The organism is Burkholderia sp. USMB20, assembly GCF_000949135.2.
GTDB lineage: Bacteria > Pseudomonadota > Gammaproteobacteria > Burkholderiales > Burkholderiaceae > Burkholderia.
The window spans coordinates 20,673-32,812 of record NZ_JTAN02000006.1 but is presented as its reverse complement, the minus strand read 5'-3'; the positions used below and the strand labels follow the sequence as shown (position 1 = coordinate 32,812).

10 protein-coding genes are annotated in these 12,140 nt (G+C 67.5%); 4 read left to right on the top strand and 6 right to left on the bottom strand.

The window, feature by feature from the left end; translation table 11 throughout:
* The first annotated feature begins 114 nt into the window (after positions 1 to 114).
* Genes PL79_RS10100 through PL79_RS10090 form a run of 3 tightly spaced genes read left to right on the top strand, consistent with a single transcriptional unit; the run spans position 115 to position 3,137 of the window.
* Positions 115 to 846 carry a GntR family transcriptional regulator gene (locus tag PL79_RS10100; protein ID WP_044847417.1) on the top strand — a complete coding sequence of 244 codons (732 nt, stop codon included), beginning with the start codon at positions 115 to 117 and terminating at the stop codon, positions 844 to 846.
* Between the two features lie 21 nt (positions 847 to 867).
* On the top strand, positions 868 to 2,076 hold the full coding sequence (gene manD / locus PL79_RS10095) for a D-mannonate dehydratase ManD (RefSeq protein ID WP_044847416.1): 1,209 nt from the start codon (positions 868 to 870) through the stop codon (positions 2,074 to 2,076).
* A 29-nt stretch (positions 2,077 to 2,105) separates the two neighbouring features.
* A complete protein-coding gene (locus PL79_RS10090; protein ID WP_044847439.1) occupies positions 2,106 to 3,137 on the top strand; it encodes a Zn-dependent oxidoreductase in 1,032 nt (343 codons plus the stop codon).
* A gap of 69 nt (positions 3,138 to 3,206) precedes the next feature.
* On the opposite strand, the gene PL79_RS10085 is transcribed toward PL79_RS10090, so the two are convergent.
* Positions 3,207 to 5,393: a TonB-dependent siderophore receptor gene (locus PL79_RS10085; RefSeq protein ID WP_044847415.1), complete on the bottom strand. Its 2,187-nt coding sequence runs from the start codon at positions 5,391 to 5,393 to the stop codon at positions 3,207 to 3,209.
* Between the two features lie 424 nt (positions 5,394 to 5,817).
* Here PL79_RS10085 and PL79_RS10080 point away from each other — a divergent pair, with 424 nt between their 5' ends.
* On the top strand, positions 5,818 to 6,264 hold the full coding sequence (locus PL79_RS10080; protein ID WP_044847414.1) for a hypothetical protein: 447 nt from the start codon (positions 5,818 to 5,820) through the stop codon (positions 6,262 to 6,264).
* A gap of 21 nt (positions 6,265 to 6,285) precedes the next feature.
* Here the strand turns inward: PL79_RS10080 and PL79_RS10075 are convergent, their stop codons facing one another.
* From PL79_RS10075 to PL79_RS10055, 5 genes are all read right to left on the bottom strand, one after another.
* A complete protein-coding gene (locus tag PL79_RS10075; RefSeq protein WP_044847413.1) occupies positions 6,286 to 7,377 on the bottom strand; it encodes a porin in 1,092 nt (363 codons plus the stop codon).
* Positions 7,378 to 7,480: 103 nt separating this feature from the next.
* The gene (locus PL79_RS10070; protein ID WP_082088690.1) at positions 7,481 to 8,824 is read right to left on the bottom strand and encodes an MFS transporter; all 1,344 of its coding nucleotides are present in this window, start codon (positions 8,822 to 8,824) and stop codon (positions 7,481 to 7,483) included.
* Between the two features lie 156 nt (positions 8,825 to 8,980).
* The gene (locus tag PL79_RS10065; RefSeq protein ID WP_044847412.1) at positions 8,981 to 10,042 is read right to left on the bottom strand and encodes an aromatic ring-hydroxylating dioxygenase subunit alpha; all 1,062 of its coding nucleotides are present in this window, start codon (positions 10,040 to 10,042) and stop codon (positions 8,981 to 8,983) included.
* Positions 10,043 to 10,090: 48 nt separating this feature from the next.
* The gene (locus tag PL79_RS10060) at positions 10,091 to 11,056 is read right to left on the bottom strand and encodes a PDR/VanB family oxidoreductase (protein ID WP_044847411.1); all 966 of its coding nucleotides are present in this window, start codon (positions 11,054 to 11,056) and stop codon (positions 10,091 to 10,093) included.
* Complete coding sequence (locus tag PL79_RS10055; protein WP_044847437.1) at positions 11,053 to 12,132, bottom strand: aromatic ring-hydroxylating oxygenase subunit alpha; 1,080 nt, start codon at positions 12,130 to 12,132, stop codon at positions 11,053 to 11,055. Before PL79_RS10055 ends, PL79_RS10060 begins: the two co-directional genes overlap by 4 nt.
* Between the last annotated feature and the right edge of the window lie 8 nt (positions 12,133 to 12,140).

Below are 12,140 nucleotides of genomic sequence, written 5' to 3'. Positions count from 1 at the left end.
TGCAGGTTATTTCGAGTTTTACGGCGAAGTTATCGGTGTAAACGCTAGATCGCCTGAAATCGACTGCTTATGTACCATGGTAGACATCGATATCAAGTCGGATCCATCGCAACCATGAGCGAAACGGCAGCACTGGAAGAAGCAGACGTCGTGGTCACGGCGTTGCAGGGGTTCTCGCTGGACGAGAGCCGGTCGTATACGGAGCAGGTGCATGCGCTGCTGCGCCACGCGATCGTGCGCGGTGCGCTGCCGCCGCGCACCGCGCTGTCGGAGGCGGTGATCTCCACGACGATCAAGGTCAGCCGCACGCCGGTGCGCGAAGCGTTCGCGCAGCTCGCCGACGAGCGGCTCGTGCAGATCATCCGGAAGGTCGGCACGCTGGTCGCGCCGATTCCGGTGTCGATCCTCGAGGAAGGGCGCTTCGCGCGCAGCACGCTCGAATGCGCGAACCATGTCGAGCTCGCGCAGAAGATCACGCCGGCGCAGCTCGCGGAGCTGTCGCGGATCATCGACGCGCAGCGCGAGGCGGTGGCCGCGGGCGACGTCGAAGCGTTCTTCGATCTCGACGAGGCAATGCACGGCCGGATGTTCGCGTTCGCGGGCCGGCCGCACGTGTGGGAAATGCTGCAGCCGATGAAGCGTCAGTTCGACCGTGTGCGCTGGCTGCTGCTCGAACGTGTCGAGGATCACGCGCGCCGCGCGCTGCAGGAACACGAACAGATCCTCGCGCACATCGCGTCGCGCAACATGGCGCTGCTCGGCGCATCGGTCGCGGCGCACGTCGACCGGATCGGCTCGCATCTGCCGGAAGTGCGCAGCCGCGCGCCTCATTACTTTGTCGACTGAAACGCCCGCTGGAGGAGCGCAGTGAAAATCGAACGCTTGCAGACCATCGTCACGTGTCCGGGCCGGAATTTCGTGACGGTGAAGATCGTGACCGACGAAGGCGTCTACGGCCTCGGCGACGCGACGCTCAACGGGCGTGAGCTCGCGGTGCGCGCGTACCTGGAAGACCACGTGTTTCCGTGCCTCGTCGGACGCGACCCGCGCAACATCGAGGACATCTGGCAATACCTGTATCGCGGCGCGTACTGGCGGCGCGGGCCCGTGACGATGACGGCGATCGCCGCGATCGACATGGCGCTGTGGGACATCCTGGGCAAGCTCGCGGGCATGCCCGTCTATCGGTTGCTCGGCGGCAAGAGCCGCGACGGCCTGATGGTGTATGGCCACGCGAACGGGCGCGATCACGAGGAAGCAGTCGACGCGGTGCGCGCGCACGTCGAGGCCGGCTACCGCGCGATCCGCGTACAGTCGGGCGTGCCGGGGCTCGACAAGGTGTACGGTGTCGGCAAGACGGCAGGCGCGTACGAGCCCGCCGAGAAGGGGCTGCCGCCCGAGGAGCCGTGGGACACCGCGCTCTACCTGCGCCACACGCCGGAACTGTTCCGCAAGGTGCGCGACGCGGTCGGCGATGCGCCGCACCTGCTCCACGACGCACATCACAGGCTCACGCCGATCGAGGCCGCGCGGCTCGGTCGCGATCTCGAGCCGCATCGCCTGTTCTGGCTCGAGGACGCGACACCCGCGGAGAACCAGGACGCGTTTCGCCTGATCCGCCAGCACACGACGACGCCGCTCGCGGTCGGCGAGGTATTCAACTCGATCTGGGATTGCAAGGACCTGATCCGCGACCAGCTGATCGACTACATCCGCGCGACCATCGTGCACGCGGGCGGCATCACGCACGTACGGCGCATCGCCGACTACGCGGCGATGTACCAGGTGCGCACCGGTTTCCACGGCGCGACCGACCTGTCGCCCGTCTGCATGGCGGCGGCCGTGAACTTCGGGCTGTGGGCGCCGAACTTCGGCATCCAGGAACTGATGCCGCACAGCGCGCTGACCGACGAAGTGTTTCCGCACAGCTACCGCTTCGAGGACGGCTATCTCGTGATGGACGACGTGCCGGGCCTCGGCGTCGACATCGACGAGACGCTGGCCGCGAAATATCCGTACGAGCGCGCGTACCTGCCGGTCGCCCGGTTGCGCGACGGATCGATGTGGAACTGGTGAGCGCCGAAGACCAGAAGGAGAGAACCGAAATGTTGAGCGTCGTTGTCGATCGTCCGAACAGCATGGGCGTGCGCGAAGTGCCGCTGCCCGTGCCCGCCGCCGGAGAAGTGCGCGTGAAGGTGCGCTATGCGGGCATCTGCGGGTCGGACCTGCACATCTTTCACGGCAAGAATCCGTTCGTGTCGTATCCGCGCATCATCGGCCACGAGTTCGTCGGCACGATCGAGTCGGTCGGCGCGGGCGTCGACGCCGCGCGGCTCGGCGAGACCGTCGCGGTCGATCCGGTGATCAGCTGCGGGCATTGCCACGCGTGCACGATCGGCCGGCGCAACGTCTGCCGGCACCTGACCGTGCTCGGCGTGCATCGCGACGGCGGCTTCAGCCAGTACACGTGTGTGCCGGCCGGCAATGCGTACCGGATTCCGGACGCGATCGCCGAACCCTGCGCGGCGATCGTCGAGCCGTTCGCGGTGGCCGCGAACGCGACGTCGCGCACCGGCGTGCTGCCGGGCGACGTCGCGTTGATCTATGGCGCCGGCACGGTCGGGCTGACGATCCTGCAGGTGCTCAAGCGCGTGTATGGCATTCGCGCATTCATTACCGACCGGCTCGACGCACGGCTTCAGCTCGCGCGCAAGTGCGGCGCGGCCGAGGACGAAATCATCGACACGAGCGTCGAGTCGTTGCCCGACGCGCTGGAAAAGCGCGGTGTCGACGGCGGCCCGACGCTGATCTTCGATGCGGTCTGCCATCCGTCGATTCTCGAGGAGGCCGTGCGGATCGCCGCGCCGGCCGGCCGGATCGGCGTGCTCGGGTTTTCGTCTGAGCCGTCGGCGATCGTGCAGGCGGAGCTGACGAAGAAGGAGTTGACGCTCGCGGCATCGCGGCTGAACTGCGCGATGTTCCCGCAGGTGATCGACTGGATTGCCCGCGGGCTGATCCAGCCGGAGCACATCGTTACGCACAAGGTGGGCTTTCGCGACGTCGCGCAGGCGTTCGAGATGGCCGATCGCAATCCCGAGCAAAGCTGCAAGATCCTGCTCGATTTCGCGGGCGGCTGAGATCGGCTCGTGTCGCCGACCGGGGCGCGCGGCACGGCCCCGGCCCTGGCCACCCGGCGCGAAGATGCGTCAGAACGACACCGTCGTCGTCAGCGTGACGAGCCGCGGCTCGCCGACCGCGACGATCAGGTTGCTGTTGCTCGACGGATAGTAGGTCTTGTCGAGCAGGTTCTTCACGTTGAGCTGGATGCGCGTCGGGAACTTGCCGATCGTCGTTTCGTAGGCCGCGAACGCATCGACGGTCACGTAGCCGGGCAGCGTGAAGCTGTTCGCGGTGTCGCCGGGCCGTGCGCCGACGAGCCGCGCGCCGCCGCCGAAGCGCCAGCGTCCCGGGAGGCTCGCGATCGCCGTGTCGTACACCGCGAACAGGCTGCCGGTGTGGCGCGCGACGTTGACGAGCGGTGTGTTGCTGTCGCGGTCGTTCGCGTTCGTGTACGCATAGCTGCCGATCAGGCTCAGGTGCCGCGTGAGCTGCCCGGCGACGTCGAGTTCGATTCCGCGCGAGCGCGCGGTGCCGATCGTCGACGTGATGTCGTTGACCGTGACCGCGACGTTGCGCTTGTCGATCTGGTAGGCCGCGAGCGTGCCGGTGATGCCGGGCTTCAGGCTGAACTTCACGCCGGCTTCCAGCACGCGGCCGAATTCCGGCGCGAGCGGCGCGGCCACATTCGACGCGACGTTCGGCTTGAACGAACGGCTCACGTTCGCATACGCGGTCAGCGACGGCGTGAGCGCATACGCGAGCCCGAACTGCGGCAGCCACACGTTGCCGTGCGAGCGGTCGGCGAACACGAACGGCCGCCCCATTCCCGATTCCTGCTGCCAGTCCTCCCAGCGCAGCCCGCCGACCGCGGTGAGCCGGTCGGTGATCTTCACCGAGTCCTGCACGATCATCGAGTACGTGTGGACCTTCGAGAGCGAATCGCTCTGCTTCGTGCTCACCGTGCCGCCGGGCGCGAGCAGGCCGTAGACGGGATCGTAGAGATCGAAGCCCTTCGTCGCGGTGCCGCGGATCGTGTCGCCGCGGAAGCTGCGCTGCCGCTCGTATTCGCCGCCGACATAGAGCGCGTGGCTCATCCCCGCGAGCGTCAGGTTGCCGAGCAGGCCGAGCGTCGCGATCTGGTCGGAGTCGTTGCGTCCGAGGTTCGCGTCGGACGAGCGCGACAGCGCGCCGGTCGTGCTGTTGAAAGCGGTCGCGCGGGCGATGTATTGATCGTAGCGGTCGCGGCCCCAGCCGTAGGTCGCGCGCACGCGCCATGCGTCGGAGAAGCGATGTTCGACGCGCGCGCGCAGCGTTTCCTGGATGCCGCCGCTTTGTGCCCACGCTTCCTCGTAGCGGCGATAGCGCAGCGCATCGTCGGGGCGGCCGTTCACGAGCACCGTTCCGCGATCGAACGGCATCGTGTAGTCGACGTACTGGTAGCTGACGTCGATCGACGTGTTCGCGTCGTGCCACGACAGCGCGGGCGCGATCAGCGCATTGCGCTCGCGGCCGAAGCTGCGCCAGTAGCGGCTCGTGTCGTATTCGCCGGTGAGCCGGAACGCGAGCGTGCCGCCCGCGACCTGGCACGGTTTGCCGAGCGGGCCGGTCAGGTCGAACTGCGCGCTGCTGCCGCCGTGGCTTGTGCGCGAGGCCGAGATCGAGCCGCCGAACGTGTCCTCCGGCTTGCGCGTGACGAGGTTGATCACGCCGCCCGGGTCCTGCATCCCGTACAGCAGCGAAGCCGGGCCCTTCAGCACTTCGACGCGGTCGATCGTCGCGAGGTAGCTGTGCAGCACCGGCGTGCGCACGCCGTCGACCAGCACGGAGCCGTCGTTGTTCGAGCCGAAGCCGCGCTTGATGAACGCGTCGCGCGTGCCGCCGAGCGTGTTGGTCTGCGTGACGCCGCTGATGTTGCCGAGCACGTCGTCGAGCGAGCGCGCCTGCTGGTCCTGCATCACGCTGCTGCTGACCACGGCGACCGATTGCGGAATCTCCTTGAGCGGGCGATCGTCGCCGCCGGCGACGCTGCTCGTGCGCGGCTGGTAGCCGACGGTCGGATCGACGGCTGACGATGCGCTGACGCTGATCGTCGGCAGTTCGCGTTCGGGGCGCGCGGGTGTCGACGAGGGCGAGGACGTGGCCGCCGAAGCCGTGGCGGCAGGTTCAACATCCGCATGCGCGCCGCTTGCGACGCAAAGCGTGATCAGGGCAGGCAGGCTCGCGCGCCACGGACGAAGCGTCCGGGCGCGGTGGGGCGTTCGGCGGGATGGCATGAATCGATGAATGGACGGAGTGCTAAGGACGATGACGCGGACCGCGGCGCCTTTACTGCGTCGCGCGGAGGATGCGCATGATATGCGGAATGAGAATCGTTTGCAATTGTAAAGAGGCCGATGCGGACCGGGCATCGCGATTGCCGGGCCGCCGGCCGTCTGCTACCGTAGCGCCCAAAAACAGACGCAGTGAAATTCAATGAGAGCCGGGGGCCGCACCATGTCATCTTCGTGTCACGTCGCGTGCCGCGCGACGTCGCGCACCGCAGCCGACCACGCGGGTGCTGAAGTGATCGCAGCCGTGTTCCACGATTCGAACGATTGACGCAACGGCCGCACGATCATGCTCGGGTGTTTCGCCGCGCAGCCGGCGAAGCGCCGCGATCGATTACTTCAACCACCACGCTTGACGGGAGACCACCCAATGAAAAAGAGTTCCGCGCCGTTCATGACGGCCGCGCTGGCTGCCTGCGCGATGCTGGCGGGCGTTCACCAGAGCGGCTACGCCGCGCCGGCCGCCGAGCCCGCGATCGACGCGCACTACGCCACCGTGATCGAGGCCTACACGCAGGACATGGCCGCCGCGAAGACGAAATACGACGGCAGGCGCCTCGCGTTCGTCGGCGCGGTGATGCGGATGGGCAGCGACCCGGGCGGCACGTACTTCGGTGCGTTGACGGCCGACGGCGAGCAGTTCGACACGCATTTCGACGCGGCCGACCAGGCCGCGTTGAAACCGAAATTCCCGGGCGGCGAGATCAAGCCGTTCACGGCGTCCGCGAATTTCCGCTTCAGCTGCGTGAACGAAGGTTATATCGACGCGCCGGTGCTGCCCGGGCTGAAGCTGTCGCATTGCCGGCTCGCCGATTGATCGAGGTGCGGTGTCCGGCGTTCAGAACTTCTGCTGGATGCCGGCCATCACGCCGAGCTGATTCATCCCGGTGCCGACCGTCCCGCCGGCCGCGACCGCGTTCGCGGCCAGCGCGCTGTTGAACATGTAGCCCACCGACGTATAGACGGTCGTCCGCTTCGACAGGAAATAGTTCGCGCGCCCGACGACCAGCGTCGCGTTCGTGCCTTCCTTGTTTTCGCGGCGTTGCAGGTAGCGCACGCCCTGCAGGTCGAGCGCGAGGTAGGGCGTCGCGTAGTACGTGCCGCCCGCGAACACGATGTCGGCCTGCAGGTGCTCGGCTGCCGCGAGGTTGCGGCGGATCCACCCGGCGCCGAGTTTCGCGGGGCCGATCTTCACGTAGCCGGTGACGATGTCGCGCGTGTCGGTGTAGGCCGGATTGTTCAGCGGCGCGAGCGCGCCGCCGCCGCCGCGCATCACGTCGTGCGACGCGGCCAGCCCGAAATTGCTCGCGTCATACGCGAGCATCGCCGTGTATTGGCGGCACGCGACGATGTCGCCGGGCACCTGTCCGGCGCAGCCCGTCGCCGACGGCCCCGCCGGCCCGGCCGCGTCGCGGCCGAAGCTGTAGGTCGCGCCGAGCGTCACGCCGTGGAACGTGCCCTTGTAGCCGATCGCATTGTCGCTGCGCGCGTTCGGCAGATACGAGTCGAAATCCGCCATCGAATGAATCGACGGGCCGATCACGTCGGCATTGGTCAGCACGATCATCGACATGTTCATCTGGCGGCCGAGGGTCAGCGCGCCGAACGGGCTGTTCACGCCCACGTTGGCCTGCCGCCCGAACAGGCGCCCGCCGTAGTTCAGCGCACCGGTGCCGGGCTGGAAGCCGTTTTCGAGCACGAAGAAGGCCTGGTAGCCGCCGCCGAGATCCTCCGTGCCTCTCAGGCCCCAGCGTGACGGCACTTCGCCGGTCAGCGTCGGCATCCCGGTGAACGATCCGCCGCGCGCGGCGTTGTTGTAATAGGACACGCCGGTATCGATGATCCCGTACAGCGTGACGCTGCTTTGCGCACAGGCCGGTCCGGCCAGCGCCATCGCCGTCGCGAGTGCGACGCCCAGTTTCGTTTTCATGGTTGTCTCCAAACAGTATGTAGATGTACTTATCGATTTTTTTATTTGCCCCGGACCCGACCGGGATGCCGACGGGTATCGGCAGGATTGCGGTTGTCGCGTGTTACGAGATCGCCGGATCGCGTTGCCGGTGCGGCGCCGCGACACGCGCGCCCGCCACGGCGACGGCGATCGCCGCGCCGGCCATCGGCACGAGGAACGCGAAATAGAGGTGGGGCACGGACCAGCCGTCGTCCAGCAGCGCGCCGACCGTCATTGGCGATAGGATCGCGCCGAGGCGTCCGATGCCGACCGCGAGACCGATGCCGGTCGTGCGGATCTCGGCGGGATACGGCGTCGGCGACAGCGCGTACATGCCGGCCACGCACGCGTTGATCACGGCGCCGAGGAACACCGCGACGATCATCCCGGTGCCGAGCGAGCCGGTGTTCGCGCCGAACGCGACCATCAATGCGCCGCCCAGCAACAGCGTCGCGCCCAGCAGGCTGCGCAGGCGGAACCGGGTCGACAGCAGGCTGAACAGCGACGCGCCCGCGATGCCGCCGAGGTTGAGCAGCACGCCGCCCGTCACCCCCTGCGAGGCCGACAGGCCGGCCTGGACCAGCAGCTTCGGCGTCCAGCTCACGACGAAATAGAAGCTGCCCATCACAAGGAAGAATGCGACCCACAGCGCGATCGTGCGGCGCGTGAGCGGCGCGCGCAGCACGGCTGTCCAACTTGACGCGGGGCTCGCCGTGTCGATGGATGCGCTCGCGGCCGGCAGCGCGTCGATCGGCGCGCGCTTCATTCTCGCGAGGATGCGGTTGATCTTCTGCAGCGCGTCGTCCGGACGCCGCGCCAGCAGGAAGTCGAGCGATTCCGGCAACAGCGCGAGCACCATCGGGATCGCCATCAAGGTCAGGATGCCGCCGAACGCGAACACGCTGCGCCATCCCCATACCGACAGGAGGTAACCGGCGAGAACGCCGCCCGCGGTGGCGCCGATCGCGTAGCCGGTCGACTGCATGCCGATCGCGGCGCTGCGCCATTTGTTCGATGCGTATTCGCCGCTGATGACGGTCAGGCTTGCGAGCATCCCGCCGATGCCGAGCCCCGTATAGGCGCGCGCGACGGCGAGTTGCAACGTGCTGTGCGTGGCCGCACAGGCCAGCATGCCGGTCGAGATCACCGCGAGGCAGAGCAGGATGATGCGGCGGCGCCCGACGCGGTCGGCGAGCGGGGCGATCAGCACCGAGCCGATCCCCATGCCGGCCAGCCCGGCGCTCAGCAGCAGGCCGATTTCCTTGCCGCTCAGTTTCCACTCGGCCGCCAGGTGCGGCGCGGCAAACGCGATGGCCAGCACGTCGAAGCCGTCGAGCATGTTCAGCACGACGCAGGCCGTGACCGCCATCGTCTGGAACGCGCTCATCGGGGACGCGTCGATCGTATTGCGGATATTTTCGCTCACGTCAAAGATCCTTGATAAAAATAGTATGACTAATCGAATGGGATGAAATCGAAGCCGACAGCGGCGAATGGGGCGAAAGCGAATGCGTGGGTTGACGGCAAACCCGGGGAACGCCCAGCGCGGCCGGCTCGCGTCGTTCGCGCGCCGGCGCGAGGGTTACGCGGGGTCGGGCTGCAGCAGCAGCCGCTCGATCACGCGCCGCGCGCGATTGGGGCCCGCGTCGACATGAATGTCGATCTGGCGGCCGTCCGGAAACCGCAACTGATTGCGGTATTGCGCTTCGATCACGGTCTTGTCTTCATCGAACGTCGCCGCGGATTGCTCGATGACCGTTCGCGCGATGCGTTCGACGTCGTGTTGCGGATTGGTCGCGACGGTCCAGAAGTAGTGCGTCGTCGTTTCCGACTCGGGCGTAATGCCGTGGAAGCCGCGCATGTGAAAACCGCCGCGCGCCGGGTCGTGCAGGTCGCCGGTGCCGGCGTCCATCGCGCCGGTCCAGATCCGGATATGCGACACGTGGAATTCGATTTCCTGCCAGCGGTCGACGCGGCCCGTGAACGGCCACGCGGCCGTGTAGGTCGGCGGCGGGTCGGACGCCGGCATCCGGCGGACCAGCGTCACCGTGTCGCCGTCGCTGCTGACGCGGGTTTCCGCGCCCATATGCAGCGGCGCGTTACCGCCGATCGTTTTCAGATGAACGTAGCCGAGGTGGCTCAGGTCCATCAGGTTGTCGTGAATCAGCTGATACGGCGCGTCGTAATGGTAGTGGCCGCCGCCGAACCGGTATTGCGGATCCGTGTGGAACGCATAGCGCGGCGGCGCGCAGGTCGGTTTGGCGTGCGCGTCGGCGCCGATCCAGATCCATACGATCGCGTCCTGCTCCTGAACCGGATACGACGCCACGCATGCCTTCGCCGGAATGCGTTCCTGCCCGGGAATCTCCACGCAGGTGCCGCCGCGGTCGAACAGCAGCCCGTGATAGCCGCAGCGCAGGCCGCGCGCTTCGAGCGAGCCGCACGACAGCGGCAGCGACTTGTGGCAGCAGCGATCCTCCAGCGCGCCGACTTCCCCGGACGGCAACCGGAACAGGACGACCGGGCGGCCGAGCAGCGTGCGGGCGACGGGGCGGTCCGTCAGTTCGGATGACAGCGCGGCGACCCACCATCGGTCGACCGGGAATTGAGCAGTACTGATGGGGGCCTGGGCAGGTCGTTCCATTGATCGTCTCCAGTATTGTGGTTGGCCGCCGCGTATCGGGCGGTCCGTCTACAGATCGAGGACCAGCAGGTCGCTTCGCGAGCGGGAGCAGCACGGCATGAACTGATCGCCGGCCGCTTGTTCCGCTTCCGTCAGATACGAATCGCGATGATCGGGCTCGCCTTCGAGCACGCGCGTCATGCAGGTGCCGCATACGCCTTGTTCGCACGACGTCAGCACGTCGATGCCGTTGGCCGCCAGCGCCGCGATGACCGTGCATTCGGCCGGCACGTCGATCACCTTGCCGCTGCTCGCGATCCGGACCTGGAACGCGCGATCCGCGCCGGACGACGCAACCGCGCCGCCGAAGAACTCGTAGTGCAGCCGCGCTTCGGCCCAGTTGCGCTCGCGCGCGGCGTTCAGCACCGCATCCATGAAGCCGCGCGGGCCGCATACGTACAGGTGCGTGCCGTCCGGCGCGGCGGCGAGCACCGCGGCGAGGTCGAAGCGTTGCGCGGGGTCGCCGTCGTCGACGTGGAAGCGGACGCGGTCATGGAACCCGGCAGCGTTGATCCGCTCGACGAAGGCCATGCGATCGGTCGAACGCGCGCAGTAGTGCATGTCGAACGGCAGGCCGGACGAGAACAGCCGTTCGGCCATGCTGAGGATCGGCGTCACGCCGATTCCGCCGGCGAGCAACAGGTGGTGCGGGGCGTCGGGCGCGAGCGGGAACTGATTGCGCGGCATGCCGATCCGCACGGTATCGCCTTGCCGGACTTCGTCGTGAATCGCGCGCGACCCGCCGCGGCCCTCGGCATCGCGCAGCACCGCGATCTGGTAGCGATCGCCGTGCTCCGGGTGGTTGCACAGCGAGTACTGGCGCACGAGGCCGCCCGGCAGATGCACGTCGATATGGGCGCCGGCGTCGAAGCGCGGCAGGGGCGAACCGTCATCGCTGACGAATTCGAAGCCGCAGATGTCGCGCGCTTCCTGCCACTTGCGGGCCACGCGAACCGTCAGCGTCGCGGCGCTCATGACGCCTCCTTGATCTGCGCGACCGGAATCACGGGCCGTTGCGGGCTCGCCGCATTTTCCTCGGCGAGCAGCCGCTCGATCACCTTGCGCGACAGCACGCCGCCGGCGTCGATGTTGAGCTTGAGCAGCTTGCGCTCCGGCCACTGCTCGAGGTTGAGCTGCTGGCGCTCGAGCATCTCGAGATCCTCGGCGAAGATCTTGCCCTGGCCTTCGCGGATCTCGGCGGTCAGCGCGTGATCGTCGGGCCGGAAGTTGCGCGCCATCCCCCAGAAGTACCAGATCGAGGTGTCCGTCTCCGGTGTGATGAAGTCGACCACGATCGACGACGCCTTCAGCTCCGCCGGCGCGTCGTAGCCGCCGTGGCCCGCATGCGCGACGCCCACTTCGATCATCACGTGGCTCGGCGGCGTGAAGCGGCAGATCTGCCAGCGGTCGACCGGCACGTCGTCGGCGAGGCCGTTGCCGCGCAGCGCCATCCGCCAGAACGGCGGCGGCATCACGTTCTCCATGAAGCGGCTGGTGACGACTTCGTCGCCATTGCTGGTGGTCTTCGGCGCGGCTTCGTCGATTTCCTTCTGGCCGATGCTCGTTGCATGCACGTAAGTCTCGTGCGTGAGGTCCATCAGGTTGTCGATCATCAGCCGGTAGTCGCAACGGATGTGATACAGGCCGCCGCCGTGTGCCCAGGCCGGATCTTCGGCCCACTGCAGCGCGGGCAGCCTCGCGGGATCGGCTTCGGACGCGTCGCCCGGCCAGACCCACACGAATCCGTACCGTTCGACCACCGGAAAGCTGCGGATCGGCGGGAAGCCGCCGACGCGCTGGCCCGGCATGCCGGCCGTCTTGCCGTTGCAGCCCATTTCCAGCCCGTGATAGCCGCACACGAGCACGCCGTCACGCACGAAACCCAGCGACAGCGGCGCACCGCGGTGCGGGCAGAAATCCTCGAGCGCGGCGACCCGGCCGTCCGCCGCGCGGTAGAACACCATCGATTCGTTGCAAATCTTGCGTCCCAGCGGCTTGCCGTCGATCTCGTCGGGCGTGCAGGCCACATACCAAGCGTTCTTGAGAAACACGTTGTTCG